Source organism: Candidatus Macondimonas diazotrophica, from assembly GCF_004684205.1.
In the GTDB taxonomy this organism is placed as follows: domain Bacteria; phylum Pseudomonadota; class Gammaproteobacteria; order UBA5335; family UBA5335; genus Macondimonas; species Macondimonas diazotrophica.
This window is the reverse complement of sequence record NZ_SRIO01000016.1, coordinates 17,431-33,672: the sequence shown is the minus strand read 5'-3', so window position 1 is coordinate 33,672 and position 16,242 is coordinate 17,431. Positions and strand designations below refer to the sequence as shown.

Annotated in this window: 21 protein-coding genes; 9 read left to right on the top strand and 12 right to left on the bottom strand. The window is 60.1% G+C overall.

The window, feature by feature from the left end:
• Nucleotides 1-490 precede the first annotated feature (490 nt).
• Entirely contained in the window at nt 491-715 is a 225-nt protein-coding gene (locus E4680_RS14640; RefSeq protein ID WP_422666677.1) for a cytochrome c, read from the bottom strand.
• Between the two features lie 217 nt (nt 716-932).
• On the opposite strand from E4680_RS14640, the gene E4680_RS11295 reads away from it, so the two are divergent.
• Complete coding sequence (locus E4680_RS11295) at nt 933-1,217, top strand: hypothetical protein (protein ID WP_167792482.1); 285 nt, start codon at nt 933-935, stop codon at nt 1,215-1,217.
• Nucleotides 1,218-1,342: 125 nt separating this feature from the next.
• Here E4680_RS11295 and E4680_RS11290 read toward each other — a convergent pair whose 3' ends face one another.
• The 3 genes from E4680_RS11290 to E4680_RS11280 form a co-directional block, all read right to left on the bottom strand.
• Complete coding sequence (locus tag E4680_RS11290; protein ID WP_135282519.1) at nt 1,343-2,131, bottom strand: undecaprenyl-diphosphate phosphatase; 789 nt, start codon at nt 2,129-2,131, stop codon at nt 1,343-1,345.
• A gap of 83 nt (nt 2,132-2,214) precedes the next feature.
• A complete protein-coding gene (locus E4680_RS11285) occupies nt 2,215-3,372 on the bottom strand; it encodes a tRNA nucleotidyltransferase/poly(A) polymerase-related protein (RefSeq protein WP_320410117.1) in 1,158 nt (385 codons plus the stop codon).
• On the bottom strand, nt 3,369-4,304 hold the full coding sequence (locus E4680_RS11280; protein WP_135282518.1) for a complex I NDUFA9 subunit family protein: 936 nt from the start codon (nt 4,302-4,304) through the stop codon (nt 3,369-3,371). Before E4680_RS11280 ends, E4680_RS11285 begins: the two co-directional genes overlap by 4 nt.
• A gap of 354 nt (nt 4,305-4,658) precedes the next feature.
• Between E4680_RS11280 and E4680_RS11275 the strand changes: the two genes are divergently transcribed.
• From E4680_RS11275 to E4680_RS11265, 3 genes are all read left to right on the top strand, one after another.
• Nucleotides 4,659-4,985, top strand: coding sequence for a hypothetical protein (locus E4680_RS11275; RefSeq protein WP_135282517.1), 327 nt, complete (start codon nt 4,659-4,661; stop codon nt 4,983-4,985).
• A gap of 225 nt (nt 4,986-5,210) precedes the next feature.
• Nucleotides 5,211-5,498, top strand: a complete 288-nt coding sequence (locus E4680_RS11270; RefSeq protein ID WP_135282516.1) for an Rdx family protein — start codon at nt 5,211-5,213, stop codon at nt 5,496-5,498.
• A 245-nt stretch (nt 5,499-5,743) separates the two neighbouring features.
• The gene (locus tag E4680_RS11265) at nt 5,744-6,379 is read left to right on the top strand and encodes a hypothetical protein (protein WP_135282515.1); all 636 of its coding nucleotides are present in this window, start codon (nt 5,744-5,746) and stop codon (nt 6,377-6,379) included.
• A gap of 99 nt (nt 6,380-6,478) precedes the next feature.
• On the opposite strand, the gene E4680_RS11260 is transcribed toward E4680_RS11265, so the two are convergent.
• The 3 genes from E4680_RS11260 to trxA all read right to left on the bottom strand — a co-directional run bounded on the left by E4680_RS11260 (nt 6,479) and on the right by trxA (nt 8,954).
• Complete coding sequence (locus E4680_RS11260) at nt 6,479-7,144, bottom strand: class I SAM-dependent methyltransferase (RefSeq protein WP_135282514.1); 666 nt, start codon at nt 7,142-7,144, stop codon at nt 6,479-6,481.
• A gap of 6 nt (nt 7,145-7,150) precedes the next feature.
• Nucleotides 7,151-8,410: a transcription termination factor Rho gene (gene rho / locus E4680_RS11255; protein WP_135282513.1), complete on the bottom strand. Its 1,260-nt coding sequence runs from the start codon at nt 8,408-8,410 to the stop codon at nt 7,151-7,153.
• Nucleotides 8,411-8,627: 217 nt separating this feature from the next.
• The gene (trxA, locus tag E4680_RS11250) at nt 8,628-8,954 is read right to left on the bottom strand and encodes a thioredoxin TrxA (protein ID WP_135282512.1); all 327 of its coding nucleotides are present in this window, start codon (nt 8,952-8,954) and stop codon (nt 8,628-8,630) included.
• A gap of 223 nt (nt 8,955-9,177) precedes the next feature.
• On the opposite strand from trxA, the gene E4680_RS11245 reads away from it, so the two are divergent.
• The 3 genes from E4680_RS11245 to E4680_RS11235 all read left to right on the top strand — a co-directional run bounded on the left by E4680_RS11245 (nt 9,178) and on the right by E4680_RS11235 (nt 11,627).
• Nucleotides 9,178-10,482: a DEAD/DEAH box helicase gene (locus tag E4680_RS11245; RefSeq protein ID WP_135282511.1), complete on the top strand. Its 1,305-nt coding sequence runs from the start codon at nt 9,178-9,180 to the stop codon at nt 10,480-10,482.
• 5 nt (nt 10,483-10,487) lie between these two features.
• Nucleotides 10,488-11,303: a 3'(2'),5'-bisphosphate nucleotidase CysQ gene (gene cysQ, locus E4680_RS11240; protein WP_205688916.1), complete on the top strand. Its 816-nt coding sequence runs from the start codon at nt 10,488-10,490 to the stop codon at nt 11,301-11,303.
• A gap of 105 nt (nt 11,304-11,408) precedes the next feature.
• Nucleotides 11,409-11,627, top strand: coding sequence for a hypothetical protein (locus tag E4680_RS11235; protein WP_135282509.1), 219 nt, complete (start codon nt 11,409-11,411; stop codon nt 11,625-11,627).
• Nucleotides 11,628-11,700: 73 nt separating this feature from the next.
• On the opposite strand, the gene E4680_RS11230 is transcribed toward E4680_RS11235, so the two are convergent.
• A complete protein-coding gene (locus E4680_RS11230; RefSeq protein ID WP_276605626.1) occupies nt 11,701-12,237 on the bottom strand; it encodes a disulfide bond formation protein B in 537 nt (178 codons plus the stop codon).
• A 17-nt stretch (nt 12,238-12,254) separates the two neighbouring features.
• Entirely contained in the window at nt 12,255-12,752 is a 498-nt protein-coding gene (locus E4680_RS11225) for a YiiD C-terminal domain-containing protein (RefSeq protein WP_135282508.1), read from the bottom strand.
• Nucleotides 12,753-12,911: 159 nt separating this feature from the next.
• Between E4680_RS11225 and E4680_RS11220 the strand changes: the two genes are divergently transcribed.
• The gene (locus tag E4680_RS11220) at nt 12,912-13,667 is read left to right on the top strand and encodes a GNAT family N-acetyltransferase (RefSeq protein ID WP_135282507.1); all 756 of its coding nucleotides are present in this window, start codon (nt 12,912-12,914) and stop codon (nt 13,665-13,667) included.
• Nucleotides 13,664-14,455 (top strand): lysophospholipid acyltransferase family protein, encoded by a 792-nt coding sequence (locus E4680_RS11215; protein ID WP_135282506.1) that lies wholly within the window; start codon nt 13,664-13,666, stop codon nt 14,453-14,455. The genes E4680_RS11220 and E4680_RS11215 overlap by 4 nt, the downstream gene beginning before the upstream one ends.
• A gap of 36 nt (nt 14,456-14,491) precedes the next feature.
• On the opposite strand, the gene E4680_RS11210 is transcribed toward E4680_RS11215, so the two are convergent.
• From E4680_RS11210 to E4680_RS11200, 3 genes are all read right to left on the bottom strand, one after another.
• Nucleotides 14,492-14,818 (bottom strand): c-type cytochrome, encoded by a 327-nt coding sequence (locus tag E4680_RS11210; protein WP_205688915.1) that lies wholly within the window; start codon nt 14,816-14,818, stop codon nt 14,492-14,494.
• Nucleotides 14,819-14,846: 28 nt separating this feature from the next.
• Nucleotides 14,847-15,176 (bottom strand): c-type cytochrome, encoded by a 330-nt coding sequence (locus E4680_RS11205; RefSeq protein ID WP_135282505.1) that lies wholly within the window; start codon nt 15,174-15,176, stop codon nt 14,847-14,849.
• 125 nt (nt 15,177-15,301) lie between these two features.
• Nucleotides 15,302-16,111 (bottom strand): SDR family oxidoreductase, encoded by an 810-nt coding sequence (locus tag E4680_RS11200; protein ID WP_135282504.1) that lies wholly within the window; start codon nt 16,109-16,111, stop codon nt 15,302-15,304.
• Nucleotides 16,112-16,242 lie beyond the last annotated feature (131 nt).

The window sequence follows — 16,242 nt, the reverse complement described above, 5'->3', positions numbered from 1 at the left end:
TGCGGAGGGAGCAACGGCCGCAGGTAAAGATACGGATGCTGTTGTGCCTCACCGCACTCGGAGGATGCGGCCATGTGGTTCCTGGTTTTCGCGGCTATGCGCGAGGAGGTGAGCCGTGAGCCAAGAGGGGGATTCGGGTCTGGGCGCAAGGTGAAGGGCCCCGAGTCTGGGGCTGATTTCGGCTGCATAAGCGAGGCATGCCGGTACCATATTGAACAACACAGGCAAGTAGTGGGCTGATCGGGTTGGTACCGGCAGGAATCCACGTCCGTCGAATGCTCGGCGCACCATTGACGTGCCGGATGGGCTGAAATCGGGGCCATGATGGGCGATGATCGTGCAGTCGCAGCTCGAAGGGCGTCGTGCCCGTCATTGACGGTCGGCATCGCTGGTCGCGGCGCAAGCAGGGGATTGATGCGAGGTGGCTGGGTGCCCCAGCATGATTTGGGGATTTGCCGCCTATCGACCCGCGTCGAAGCGTCATTCGGATCTAGTGATGGCTGCCGATGAACGGCTCGACAAGACGATCGTGGCTGCGTTTGCCGATGATGTCCTGCCTGTAGGTCGCATGGCAGCCGACGCATTGAACCAATGTACGGCTCAGGTTGGCGGTGACATCCTGGATGTCCTTTCGGCGCGCTGCTGCGGCGATTTCATCGGCCGATTTGTGAAAGGCAATCGCGCGCTCGGCGAATCCCGGCGCGTCCGCGCCCATGTGCTCGCATTGGGTGGCTGTTTCGATGGCTGTGAAATCGCCGGTGGCCAGGCCTGCGACGATCGCCTGGACGGCTTCGAGGTGTTCGCGCATGTTCTGTTTCTGATGCCGCGCTAGGGCCGGCCTGACCGGCAGCGAGATCCGTGTATCCGCATGAAGGCCGGCCATTGAATGGTGCGCTGATGCGGCAGGCGGTGCTGCTCCAGCGGGGGTTACGATGCCCATGACAGTTGCTGCTGCGCAGGCAAACCACGATCTTGGCGTCATGACGATCTCCAATGCCTCGGACGGTGTCGGATTCGGCGTACAGCGCACCACGGCGCATCGGGATGATGCGGCGGTAATGTGTCGCGGGGGCGACCGGGCGCCCCGGATCGCCGCTTTCGTTCTGATCGCCAGTCAGGCCATTGTGGACAGGATGGCAACGGTATCGGAGGAGGCAACCATTATGTCCAATACCGGCGAGCATGCCCACATATCCGGAAGCGATATCGCGATCTGAGACAAGCGTGGCCCATCGTCCTTTGGGATCGAGACGAGATGGGCGAGCTCGTCAGTGTCTGTACAGGACGGCGGGGGATGATGCGACAGGTTTCAAGCGCTGATCGGGGCCGGGCGCAGAGGCAGTCAGCCGACGGCGAGGATCAGGATTCCGAAGACGATTCGGTACCAGGCGAACACACTGAAATCATGGCGCTGGATGTAGCGCAGCAAGGCACGGACGGCAATGAAAGCGCTGGCAAAGGCTGCGGCGAATCCCACCGCGAATGGCCCAATATCCTCGACAGTCAGCAGGGCGCCATGTTTGTAGAGGTCGTAGGAAGCGGCGGCGAACATGGTCGGGATCGCCAAAAAAAAGGAAAATTCCGTCGCGGCACGGCGCGAGAGGCCGAACCATAGCCCGCCAATGATCGTGGCGCCGGAACGGGAGACGCCGGGAATCAGCGCCAAGGTCTGGGCCAGGCCCACTTTCAGCGCGTCCACCGGGCGCAGGTCCTCCACCTCATGAACGTGCACTTCATGCATCCGCCGTTCAGTCCACAGGATGAAAATACCGCCGAGAATCCAGGCTGATGCGACGATGGGGGTTTGAAAAAGCACGGACTTGATGGGGCCGATGAAGAGCGCGCCCAGCACGGCGGCGGGCAGAAAGGCGATCATCACGTTGGTGGCAAAGCGCCGCGCCTGGGCATCGCTCGAAAGACCACCCACGACGCCGCCCAGTCGCGCGCGATATTCCCAGCAGATGGCCAGGATGGCGCCCAACTGAATGACGACCTCGAAGAGCTTGCCCTTCTCGTCATGTACGCCCATCCATTCAGCAGCGAGAATCAGATGGCCGGTGCTGGATACGGGAAGGAACTCGGTTAGCCCTTCGATAATGCCCAGAACGAGCGCGGCGAGGTAGGCAGACATCCAGGTTGGCTCCTGCGGGAAAAACGGCGTCATTATGACGTGCGAGGCACGGGGTCGACTATTCCGCACGACGGCAAGGGCGGTCAGTCAGGCTGATTCTGACGTTCCCAGAGCACATCCTGAATCACCCGTCGGCGGGCGTTGCGAATTTCCTGGCCGAGGGCCCATCCGCTGTGCCCGGCCTGGCGCAGGGCATCACTGGATACCGTGTTCACCTGCTGAAACACGCGCCGCAGGCAGGCCGCGCTTGGAGATCGGGCCTGCGAAAAATGTTCCCATTCGGCCAGCAAGTCGAGGAATTCCAGGAATCGCGCTGGCCGGCGCAGGGCGTCGGTGTCTTCCAGAAAGCCCAGCCATGTTTCGGCGTCTGTTCCTGCAGGTGGGGATGCACCGGGACCCAGGGCGAGATTGGCCAGATCGGCGAAGCGAACCGGAATCCGGTAGCGCCGGGCGACCGCGGCGTGCGCAGTCGGGACGACAGCGGCGGCGAGCCAGAGGCCGGCATACCGTAATCGAGGGCGTGATTCGCGTAATGCCAAGTCATCGAGAAACGTACGCCAAACCGGTGGATCCCGGTCGGGCCAGGGAAGCTCGGGCCAGAGCATCTGATGGGCACCACAGGCGTGCAGGACCGTAAAGAACACGCCAGGGACGGGTTGTTCCAAGGCCTTTTCCCACTCCCGCCAGACCCGTTCGGCGGTCAACTCGGCGAGCATTCCCTGTTCGACCATCTGGCGCATCAGCGCGAGTGTTTCCGGCGCTACCGAAAAGCCCAGTGGGGCGAGGCGGCTTGCGAATCGGGCGACACGCAGGATTCGCAGTGGGTCCTCGACAAAGGCCGGTGAGACATGCTGCAACCGTCGTGCGGCCAGATCACGTTGTCCTCCGTAGGGATCGATCAGCGTGCCGTCGGCGGCGCGCGCCATGGCATTGATGGTGAGGTCTCTCCGGCGCAAGTCTTCTTCCAGATCGACGTCGGGATCGGCGTGGACCACGAACCCCCGATGTCCAGGGCCGCTTTTGCGTTCGGTGCGCGCAAGTGCGTATTCCTCACCCGTACGCGGATGAAGGAACACCGGGAAGTCGCGGCCGACCTGGCGGAAGCCGTGGGCGCGCATTTGCTCTGGGGTGGCGCCAATCACGACGTGATCGCGCTCCCGCACGGGCAGGCTGAGCAGCTCATCGCGGACGGCGCCCCCGACGAGATAGGTTTGCAGGGTTTCTGTTTTGGAACGATTCATGGTCGCGGTGACCCGCGCATTGGGAGATAGGTGGGCAACATTGCCGCTACGCTACGCGGCGCAAGGGCAAAGACGGTCGTTAATGCATTCGTCGGGCAGACATTGTCGATTTGGGTCGAGTGATAGTTGTCCATGGAAAACGGTTTGCCGGGTAAATACGCCATGATGGCGGCCTGCAAACGCGAAATCATGTCGGGTAGCGGGACGACCACGCGCCGGATCCTGGCCGTCTCCGCCGTCTGGCGGACCAGCTCGATCAGCGTATGGACATGGGGGCCACCCAGGCAATAGCGCTGCCCAATGGTGTCGGGGCGATCCAGGCATGCGGCCAACGCCAGGACGACATCTCCGACAAAGACCGGTTGCATGCGCGCCCACGGGCATGGCAGGGGAAAGATGCCCGGTGCCCATTTCAAGAGTTGAGCGAAGCGATTCAAAAACAGATCCCCGGGACCGAATATCACCGAAGGACGCAGAATGGTAATGTCCAAGCGATCGCCGCCGTTGATATGCAGCTGCTGTTCACCTTCGCCTTTGGTTCGCAGGTACATACTGGCGCCATGATTGGGATCGGCACCGGCGGCGCTGAGGTGGATGATCCGTGTCGCCCCGGCCCGCCTGCTGGCGCGGGCGAGTTTTGCCGGCAAGTCGACGTGCACGTGGCGAAATGTCCGGTGGGTATGGCCGGTTTCGTTGAGAATACCCACCAGATTGACGGCGGCCTGGCATCCTCTCAGCGCCTCGGTGAGGGCTGCTTCATCGTGGACATCGACGGCGCGCAGTTCCAGACCGGGCAGTACCCGCAGGTCGCGATGCCGCTCTGGCCAGCGAGTGAACACTCGGAGGTGGTGCCCTTGATCATGCAGATGCGGAAGCAAATGATGGCCGACGAAACCAGAACCGCCCAAGACGCCGATGCACAAGGATTTCACGGTCTCTCCTGCGAGATGGCCACTCGTTTCCGATAGCCTATCCGAATGCGTGCATCACGTGTTGTATCCGCCATGAACGTTGTCCGCTCGGGCATCAGATCTGTCCTTGCAGGCGCGTACGAATGGACGCCCCGCGAATCGGCCCTCTGGTCAGAATGCGGCATGCAAGGCGCGTCCATCTGGCGTGCTATCAAGACCGCGCGTCAAGCCGTGGCGACAGCTTTCCGATGCCCTGCGTCGATATGGGTATCACGAGTCAGCGTTGATCGGGATCGGTCCGCACGATAGCGCGTATTCCAGGTTGACGTTTGCGTCCAGCCGAAAGTTCAGTTCAGCAACACTCGAGTGCCGGTCATGGCGATGGAGCGCCATACGGCGGCGCGCCGTGATGCAGAGCCATCAGAACGATCCAGGGCGTGGGGCGGCGAAACACCGTTGACCAATTTGGCAGACGGCCTGCCTGTTTGCGGCGGTCAAGGCGATTCAGTAGGGCTCGTGAACTTCTGCCTACAAAGCCGGCGGCTGCCTGTCGAGCGAAGCCGGTTGCGCCATGGTCGCCCAGGCAGAATTCACCTTCCCGATTTCATCGCCATCATGGTGCAGCAAGGCAACGATGGATCCTTGCCCGGTGAGTGGTGGAAATTCAGCGGTTGTTTTGTCCGCACCTCGCCTCGGGCATGATCCGGCTCGTCACTGCCGAATCAAAGGCCCATGGGGATGGTGTCAGCGTCATGGCGGCACACCGCCGCCCCGTTCCATGGCATGACAAGTGCTCACTTTTGGGGCACTGGCGTTGGGTTTGGGGCGGGACAGATCCACGCTTTTCAATATAATGAACATGAGTAGAAGCGCGCGGGCGTTCGGGGCACCGTCGCGAACGGCCGGATGTGCGCGGGAGATCGGCGGATGGAAAGCACTCGCGTGAGTATCACCTACTGTTCGCAATGCCAGTGGCTATTGCGTGCCGCATGGTTGGCGCAAGAGTTGCTCATGACGTTTGGTGATGATTTGTCCGAAGTCGCGTTGCGGCCCGGGACCGGTGGCATATTCGAGATCCGGCTGGGGGATGAGCTATTGTGGTCCCGATCGCGTGAGGGGCGGTTTCCGGAAGCCAAGGAGATCAAGCAGTGCTTGCGCGATCGCATTGATCCGACCCGTTCGCTTGGCCATGCTGATCGCGGCAGCAGCCGGTAGATAACCAGTTCCCGTCAGCGGTGGGTAGGCGTGCAGGATCGGAAAACGTTCACGCAGCAACGTGGCCACGGTCCACTTTTTCATCGGCCGCCGCAATGCCATGAGCATGGCCGCGAAGCCGCCACCACAGTGTCTTTTCGCAGACAGGTTTTCCTGCAGTGCGCAGGTGGGTAAACTCCGGGCGGCGCGGTAAGGCCCGCGTTGACCGATATGGATGGTCAGGGTGCGAACGGTAGGATGCTTTGATGAAAAAAGAAATCGGCTTGACGATTCTCTCCCTTGGAATGATGACGGGTGTAGGGCAGGCAGAGGAAGCCGGTTTGCTGTCCGGCGAGATTCTCGAGCGCGCCTATCAGGCCCATATCGGATTCGACGGATTGAGCGGATCGCGTTTTGAGTCGAAAGTCCTGCATCCGCTTGGGGACCATCTTTTCCTGAGCACCGATCAACATGCCCCTTATCCGCAGCAGGTTGGCTCATTCAACCTTCCCCTTGATGCCCTTTCGGCCGGGGTGGGGGGGCAGTACAGCTTAATGCCACTGCTGGACGGCGTTTCCTTGGATTTATTCGGTGAGCTGTCGTATCTCAATCGCTATGATGCATGGTTCGATACCGAACGGTGGCACGGCTATGGGCTCGGTGGTGGCCTGCGCATGGGTATTCAACAGGCGTTGTCCCTTGAGTTCGGTGTTTTGCAGAATGCACTGGATAACACCCGCAACAACCTGACATCCGAATTACTGAGCTACTCCTTCGGTGCGCTGTATCAGTTGACGCCCAATTTGGGGCTGACTGCTTCGTTCATGGCCGGTGAATACGAGCGCGACCTTCGCGGGCAGGAAATTTCCGAGTGGCGTATCGGCGCCCGACTCGGATTCTGATTTCCGCCGCAGCGATCAATCGGCGATTCGCAAGGATCGCCAATACGGCGAAACCCGCTGCGGTGTCGGCACGGGCCGTGTCGCCTTCGGCGTGACCCTTCAGGCCCGCTTGCGCGCTAAAGTCAATCCATCAGCCAAGGGAAGCAGGCAAAGATCGATGCGCTCGTCACTTCGGCGGGCGGTGTTGAATGCGCGCAGGGCAACCGTATCCGGGTCGGTTACGGCCGGGTCGGCGACCTGCCCAGACCAGAGCGTATTGTCAATCGCGATCACGCCGCCCGGGCGCAGCAGTTCCAGACAGCCTTCGAAGTAGGCGGGATAAGCCGTCTTGTCCGCGTCGATAAAGGCGAAATCGAAGCTGCCCGACTGGCCTGAATCGATCAGCGCCTGCAAGGTTTCCTGAGCTGGGCGCAGATGCAACTGAATGCGGTTGGCCACCCCGGCCTGTGACCAATAACGCTGCGCGATGGCTGTCCATTCGGCATTGATGTCACAGGCGATCAATTCGCCGTCAGCCGGAAGTGCCAGTGCCGTGATGAGCGCGCTATAACCCGTATAGGTTCCCACTTCGATGGCGCGCCGAACACCCAGGCTGCGAATCAGAAAATCCAGAAATTGTCCCTGCTCGGGCGCAATTTGCATGTTGGATTCGGGATGTGTCGCGGTTTCTTCCCGCAACGTGCGTGCCAGCTCGGGTTCACGTACCCCAGCGGCGAACAGATAGTTGTTCAGGCGTTCGTCGAGTGAAAGTGTTTTGCGGCTCATCGGTGATCAGCCTCGTTTCATGGTGTCGAAGAACTCGCTGTTGGTTTTCGTGTTCTTCATGCGATCCAGCAGGAACTCGATTGCTGCCAACTCATCCATTGAGTGCAGGAGTTTGCGTAGAATCCAGATTTTCTGCATCTCTTCCTGCTGGATGAGAAACTCCTCACGGCGCGTCCCGGAGCGATTGATGTTGATGGCGGGGAAGATGCGTTTCTCCGCAATACGGCGCTCCAGGTGGATTTCCATGTTCCCGGTGCCCTTGAATTCTTCATAGATGACATCGTCCATGCGCGAGCCGGTGTCGACCAGAGCCGTGGCGATGATGGTCAGCGAGCCGCCTTCTTCGATGTTGCGGGCGGCGCCGAAGAACCGTTTGGGCCGATGCAGTGCATTGGCGTCCACACCCCCGGTAAGCACCTTCCCGGACGAGGGAATCACGGTGTTGTAGGCACGCGCCAGGCGGGTAATGGAATCGAGCAGAATCACCACATCCCGCTTGTGTTCCACCAACCGCTTGGCTTTCTCGATCACCATCTCGGCAACCTGTACATGGCGGGTAGCCGGCTCGTCGAAGGTGGAAGCGATGACCTCACCACGCACCGAGCGACTCATCTCGGTGACTTCCTCGGGACGCTCATCGATGAGCAGGACGATGAGATAGCATTCGGGATGGTTGGCTGCAATGCTATGCGCGATGTTTTGCAGCATCATGGTCTTGCCCGCTTTGGGCGGGGAGACGACGAGTCCGCGTTGACCTTTGCCGATGGGCGAGATCATGTCGATGATGCGCGACGTCAGATCCTCGGTGCTGCCATTGCCTTGCTCCAGATTCAGGTTTTCCTTGGCAAACAAAGGCGTGAGGTTCTCGAACAGGATCTTGTGGTGAGACGCCTCCGGGCGTTCGAAATTGATCTCGTCGACCTTCAGCAGTGCGAAGTAGCGCTCACCTTCCTTGGGGGGGCGGATCCGCCCGGTGACGGTATCACCTGTGCGCAGATTGAAGCGGCGGATCTGGCTGGGCGAGACGTAGATGTCATCCGGTCCGGCTAGGTACGAGCTGTCCCCCGAGCGCAGGAAACCATAGCCATCCTGCAAGATCTCCACCACGCCGTCGCCGAATATTTCGTCGCCGTTTTTGGCTGCGTGCTTGAGAATGGAGAAGATGATGTCCTGTTTGCGTGACCGTGCAGTCCCCTCGATATTCATGGACTGAGCCAGGGCAACGAGCTCAGCGGCCGGCATTTTTTTTAAATCGGTCAGATTCATGAGGTTGTACTCAAAAAAGGCTGCGCTGGAAGGTGTATCTGGGATGGATGGCGGGACCGGCCGCACATGCGTGCCGGCGGAATCGTTCAAGCCTGGATCAGGCGCCGCTTTAGGCTTTCGGCGGCGTGCGCTTTTCGTATTTATGAGGAAGTTCTTTGTGATTCTGGGCAGGAGCCTCCATGGATCGGGGGCTCCGCCGTGGGATTGTCCATGATGATCAGAGTTGGCCGTCCAAGAATGTGGTCAGCTGCGATTTCGACAGTGCGCCTACCTTGGTGGCTTCCACGTTACCGCCCTTGAACAGCATCAATGTTGGAATGCCTCGGATCCCATACTTCGGTGGCGTCTGGGGGTTTTCGTCGATATTGAGTTTTGCGATCTTCAGTCGACCTGAATATTCTTCGGAAATTTCATCCAGGATGGGCGCGATCATTTTGCAGGGACCACACCATTCGGCCCAGTAATCGACCAGTACCGGGACCTGGGATTGGAGTACTTCCCGCTCGAAATTGTCATCCGTGACATGGGTGATGACACCGCTCACGAAACATACCTCCACGATAACTTAAAGGAAAAATTGGATTCTCGTGCCGGAAACGCAAGGACTGCGTCGGCGGGAACCAAGCCGGGTGTGACTCGACCTGACCGGATGAGGCAGAATAGATAAGTTAATTTTACTGCTCGGAGTTAGCTTACCCAGTGACCGACCTCAAATGCAATAGGGCTGTTGTTCCCATCCACTCGTTCGGCCTGTCGGGAGTTGCCACATGACCGCGGCATCCTTTCCCGACGGGATTCCGGTTTCCTTCTCCGAACTTGCGCTTCATCCCGCGCTGCTCGCAGGAACCGCGCTGGTGGGCTTTACCCAGTGCACGCCGATTCAGGCAGCGACGTTGCCACTGGCCTTGGCGGGACACGATGTTGCCGGGCAGGCCCAGACCGGCACCGGAAAGACGGCAGCCTTCCTGTTGGCGCTGATGCAGCGACTGTTGACCCATGCGGCTTCACCCCAGCGCAGCCAAACCCAGCCCCGCGCGTTGATTCTGGCGCCCACCCGCGAGTTGGCCGTTCAGATTCATCGTGATGCTGTTCAGCTCGGAGAAGCGACCGGGTTGAATTTCGGCGTGGTCTACGGCGGCACCGGCTATCATGCGCAACGCGAGGCGCTTCAAGAAGGCGTGGATGTGCTGGTCGGGACGCCAGGACGACTCATCGACTACCTGAAGCAGGGTGTTTTCGACCTGAAGGCGATCGAGGTGGTCGTCCTGGACGAGGCAGATCGAATGTTCGATCTGGGTTTCATCAGTGACGTGCGGTACTTGATGCGCCGGTTGCCGCCACCGGCGCGTCGCCTGAATCTGCTGTTTTCGGCGACGCTGTCCCATCGTGTGACCGAGTTGGCCTACGAGCACATGAACAATCCGCAGCTGGTCCGCACGCAATCCGAACAGATGACAGCGGCCGGTGCACGGGAGCGGCTTTATCATGTTTCGAGTGACGAGAAGCTTTCCGTGTTGCGGGCGCTGCTGGCCGAACATTGCGGCGAACGAACGATCATCTTCGTCAACACCCGCAGGGCATCGGAGAAAATCGATCAGCGCCTGCGCGCGCTCGGGCTGTCTGTGGGTCGCCTGAGCGGGGATGTGCCCCAGAGTAAGCGAATGGGACTACTGAAGTCGTTTACCGAGGGCCGTGTGCAGGTGTTGGTGGCGACCGATGTTGCCGCCCGGGGGCTGCACATTGCTGATGTGGGACTCGTGATCAATTACGATTTGCCGCAGGATGCCGAAGATTACGTGCACCGTATCGGCCGAACCGCCCGTGCCGGCGCTCAGGGTGATGCCGTTTCCTTGTGCTGCGAGCATTACTGTTACGCCTTACCGGATATCGAAAACTACATCGGGCACAAGATACCGGTGGAGCAGCTGCCCGATGTGGCTGATGTGCCACCCCCGTCCACGCCCAAGACGACCGTTCAGGGTGGAGCCGAAGGTTCGGCATCCCCGGAAAGGCGCCGACGGCGTCCGCGTCGACGTCCGGCTCCGACGACAACACCACCTCACGGAGATTGATGGTCATGTCGACCTTTGATGCACTGCTCGATCCGGTTATCCGGCTGGCCGGCGATGCCGCGCAGGCCATTCTGTCCGTCTACGAAAAAGACGATTTCTCGGTACAGGACAAGGGGGATACTTCGCCTTTAACCGAAGCGGATCTGGCTGCCCATCGAGTCCTGGCGGTCGGGCTCGGCGCATTGACACCGGATTGGCCCATTCTGTCCGAGGAAGGTGGGTTGCCCGAGTTTTCCGAACGCTCGCGCTGGTCGCGCTATTGGTTGGTCGATCCGCTCGACGGTACCAAGGAGTTCATCAAGCGCAATGGGGAATTCACGGTCAACGTCGCGTTGATCGATAACCACAGGCCGGTTCTGGGCGTCGTTCATGTACCGGCAACCGGGGTGTATTACGCCGCGAGCGAGGGACGCGGTGCGTTCAAGGCTGATGCGGACGGGCCAGTTCATGCCATCGCAACGCGGCCTTGTCCGACGGGCCAGCGTGTGGTTGCGGTGGCGAGCCGGAGTCATCAGAGCCCGGAGGTTGCGGCCTATCTGGAAAAACTGGGTTCATGTGATCTGGCCAGCATGGGCAGTTCACTGAAGATTTGTCTTGTGGCCGAAGGGCGGGCAGATATTTATCCACGGCTTGGACTGACCAGTGAATGGGATACTGCAGCAGCGCAGGCCGTACTCGAGATTGCCGGCGGTCAGCTCACCGACCTGGACGGTCGTCCAATGCGCTACAACACCAAGGCCGAGATTCTTAATCCGTACTTTCTGGCGTTTGGCGACGGCGGACATGACTGGCGGCAATACCTGCCGCCACGATCCGCCTGACTCGAGGCGTTTACGCTACACTGATCATTCAGGCACGGGATTCGACGAGCGGGTTGCCAATAAGGTGATGTTCAACATCGCGATCATAACGATGAGGAGATTGCAATGCTCGTGTTTCGCTTGGTTGATCAGAATCGACAGCCGATCAAGAAAGCCAAGGTCACCGTCAAGGTGACCAATGGCGGTGATGCAACCGCATGGAGTGACAAGAACGGCTTTGTCGCGCAGCCCATTACCGGCGGGCAGCACGGCAAGGTGCTCATCGACGGAAAGGAGGTCTATGAAGGACCGCTTTACGTTGACGAGATCGTGGCACACCTGTGAGCGTGGCGGCTGATGACGGGGAGTAATGATCCGTCATCAGCCGATCGTCGGTTGGGGCGATGCGCTGGCGGGGTTAGCGGGCGAGTGAGGCGCGGATGTTCACCGTCACGCCCACAATACCGAGCACGATAAACCAGATCAGGCACCAGCCCGGGATACTGATCCCGAGAAACGACCAGTCCACAATTGCGCACTCGCCGCTTCCTCTCAGTACATTCTGAATGACGGTCTGCAACGGCCAGGCCTGCATCATCGTCGCCAGATCCGGTCCGCAGGCCGGTACTTTGTCAGGCGGCAGGTTTTGCAGCCAGACATGTCGGCCGGCGACGCCCGCGCCAGCTATCGCAATGAGGCCTAGCAGAACAGCGTAGATGCGCTGGCCGATGCGGCCAGGTTGGTACACGGTCATGGACAGGAAGGTCAGACCCAGCGCCACCAGTCCAACGCGCTGAAATATGCACAATGGACAGGGTTCGCGGCCTTCCACGTACTGCAGATAATAGGCATACGCCATCAGTAGCACACAGATGGAGAACCCACCGAAATTGATCTGACGCGGACTCAAGCCCAGAAACCGCGGAGCTTCTTGCTCCATTAGGATCGCCGCCATGGCAAAACCTCCTCAATCTAATTCTTGGCGTCTCTCTCTGATTTGCGCCGCAAGGCGACATAGCGTGCGCGACTCATGACTGAATGAGCGCTGCGCTCGCCTTCGATTATAATCTCCAAATCCATCACCGCCTTGCCGCGGATCATGAAATTATCGACGAAACGCTTCAGCGTTTCGGGATCCGGTCGGACACATCGGCTTACCATCACGCAGGTGATGGGTGCGAGGTAATTCACGTCGAGGCGACCAATCACGACTTCCGCATCCAGGTCGCGCTCCCGACACGCCAGCTCGACAACAGACCAGCCCGTCACGACAGCCAGCGCCGCCAAGCTGCCACCGAACGCAGCGCCTTTGTGGTTTCGATTCGGCTCATAGGGCGCAGCGAGGCGAAGATGCTCGGCGTTGCAATCGTGGATGGTCACGCCCATAAACCCGGTCAGCGGGATGCCGTTGCGCAGGATGGCCGACAAGGTTTCTTCGGCTGTCGTGCTCTTCGGTGCGGCTGAAGCCATCCTCCATTCTCCCGCATACTTTTCTCGGATCACACGGGTTCACTATACCGCTTCAAGGCGTGTCATCGCCATCATCCAACCGTCATCATCCATTCACCGGATCGTCATCGCGCCTTCCTACGCTCTGTCGGTTAAAGGGTTCGGCAAGATGGAGTGCGCATGCGCGAACAGATGAACAGCCACGATCCGGAAAAGAAAGCGACGCTCAAAGTCCGTATGGCACAGCATCTGGACGAGATTCGGGATGCCCAGCGTCTGCGCTATCGAATCTTCGCGGAAGACATGGGTGCCAAGCTGCACACGCTGGTCCCGGGTCATGATGTGGATGAATTCGATGACTATTGCCAGCATCTCTTGGTATGGGATGAATCGGCCGAGATGATCGCAGGCTATACCCGAGTCCTGTTGCACGAAGATGCCCAGCGCGCAGGACGGTTCTATTCAGAAACCGAATTTCACCTGGGAACCGTTCTGGCCCGTAGCGGGCGGTTCATGGAACTGGGGCGAACCTGCATTCATCCAAATTATCGCAACGGGTTGACTATCGCCACCTTGTGGATGGGGGTAGCCGAGATTCTTCAATCGCAGCGCTACGATTATCTGATCGGCTGTTGCTCCATTGGGCTCGACCGCGGCATTGCGGCGGTTCATGCATTGATCGGCCAGTTACGCCATGAGCAACTGCTGGATGCCAGTCTAGAAATCCGGGCCCGGCATCGCCTACCGCCCTTCGATGGGGCCGATCAGCAGGCGGCGCCCATGCCGCCCTTACTCAAGGCTTACTTTCGTCTAGGCGCGCAGATCTCGGCGGATCCGTGCTGGGATGAGGACTTCAATGTGGCCGATGTGTTCATCCTGCTCGACCAGCAACGCGTGGCCCAACGCTATGCTCGACATTTCCGGGTTGCAGCATGAATGGCGCTCGGTTGCTTCGCATCGGGCGCGCGGCCCGGCTTGCACTGCATCTCGTCTATGCGCTGGGCTTGGTCGTGGCCGTCCTGATTCCGCTTTGGCTCTTGGCCAAACCGTGGTGGCGGCCGATCCGCAACCGCGTGGTGATGTACTGGTTTCGCGGGCTCGCGCGTCAACTCGGCCTGCGGATCGTTGCGGAAGGTGCACCGACTGATGCGCGCGTGCTGCGGGTCGCCAACCACGTCTCATGGCTGGACATCGTCGTACTCAACGCGATCTCGCCGTCGATCTTCGTCGCCAAGGCGGAGGTTGCGCAGTGGCCCCTGATCGGTTGGATGGCCGAATGGTTGGGGACGTTGTTTCTACGCCGCGGCGATGTGCGTAGCAGTCAGCGTCTGATCGAAATCATGAGCTGGCAACTTCGGCGTGGTGAAGCGGTCACGCTGTTTCCAGAGGGCACCACGGGAAACGGACAACAGGTCGGGAAGTTCTACGGGCGGTTGTATCAGCCAGCGCTGTCGGCACGCGCACCGGTCCAGCCCGTCGCGATCAGTTATCCCTGTTCCGAGACAGGGGCGGCGATTCATCCGTTGGCGCCGTTTGTGGGCGATCAGACGCTGCTGAGCCATGTGTGGGCGCTTCTGGGCGCGCGCTCGATGGTCGCCCGGGTGGTTTTCTTGCCACCGCTGCCGACGGCGGACGCCAACCGGCCGTCACTGGCGATTCAGTCCCGAGCAGCGATCGAGGCAGTGTTGATGCCCGCCCGCGAACAAGCGCGCATGGCGGGCTGATCGGGCTGCACCACCCAAGCGCGCTATCGGGGCCGCTCAGCGCGCGACCCGTAAGCCCTTTTGGCTAGCATAGAACGCCGCCAGATCGCGGATTTCCTGCTCGGTCAATGGCTGCGCCATCCCGGTCATCACAGGATTCTTGCGGTCGCCATTCTGATAGCCCTTCAGTGCATGCTCCAGATAGTCCTGGTACTGGCCAGCCAACTTGGGGTATTGCGCGTTTTCGCTGTTGCCGGTGGGGCCATGGCAAGCGGCGCAGACCTGCGTTGCCTTCTGCTGGCCGGCTGCGGCATCGCCCGCGGCGCCCGCCGGAACAGAAAGGCAGATCAGGCCGAGCAGCGTCAAAGTCTTCATTGCACGCATGGTCACGATCTCCGGGAAAGGCGCGGAATCACTGTCCGTCAAGGGTGGCAAGGTAGGCGGCAATGTCCAGCATGTCCTGCTCGCTCAGAGAGCCGGCCTGGAAGGTCATGGTCTTATGGCTGCGTTCGCCGCTTTTGTAGGCCTTGAGGGCAGCGACGATGTATTCGGGGTGCTGACCGGCCAGTTTAGGGAACTTGAAGGTGGGGTAGGCATTGGTCGCCAGCGGCTGGGCATGGCAGCCGATGCATCCCTGGAATTTGACCTTGCCCTGTTGCGGGTCGCCCGATTCGGCGTTCGCAACCAGTGCCATACCCGAGAGCATCGCCAATACAGCGATGCCGGCTAGACGCTGGATCATGTTTCTCGGCCTCTCGATCGGTTTTCCTGACGCGGGCGGTATTATTTGTTCATCGCCCTCATTTTGGCAGCGCCGATTATAGGGGAGGCGAGACGGTCAGGATAGGGCATTCGCGGTTGAACCGCTCATTTTTCCGTATTGCGCCGTAGCAATGTCATAAACCAGGTGCCGGGAAGGAGGCGCTGCAAAGCCAGGAGTGGGCCGGCATAAAGGCCTGCATGATAGCGCAGACGCCGGCTCGGATCCTCTGCAGCGCGGACGATGCACTCGGCAATCACGTCGGGTGGTGTTCCCGTATTGCCTTGCTTGAGGCGCTCTGTCAGGCGCTGAATTCGCTCGCGGTAAAAGGGCAGGTCGATCGTGCCCATTTTGAGGCCGGTTTCGGCAAACGCCGTCTGCGTGAAGCCGGGTTCCACGACTTTGACACGGACCGCACTGGGATAGAGGTCGTGCCAGAGTCCTTCGCTGGTTGCTTCGAGCGCGTATTTGGCGGCGCTGTAATAGCCATAAAATGGGAAGGTCATGCGCCCGCCGATGCTGGTGACGTTGACGATCACACCGCGGTTGCGGTCGCGCATGCCGGGAAGAAACGCACGGATGGCTGCAAGAGTGCCGAATAGGTTGGTTTCGAAGGAGTCACGCACTTGTTCCAAGGTACAAGTTTCGATGGCGCCGGTGAGACCGTAGCCCGCATTGTTGATCAGGGCGTCGACATGGCCGAAACGCGATTCGGCGGCAGCTCGCGCAGCTTCGATGCTCTCCGGGTCGTTCAGATCCAGCCGTTCGACCAGAATATCGGCTGGCCAGCCAAAGTCGGCAGCGCGCGAGGGATTGCGCATGGTGGCCACGACTTGCCAGTCATGACGGTGAAAAGCCATGACGGCAGCTTTACCGATTCCGGATGAAGTGCCCGTGATCAGAACGGTCCGGCGCATTGGGGAGACTCCTCGATGACGAATGAATTTGCCACGATGACAGGCGCCTAGCGTCAATCATATCGGTTCAGGCGCGGGAATCTGAATGACACCGGGCTGCCAAGTGGGACCGCGGGAATTTCGAACGGTTC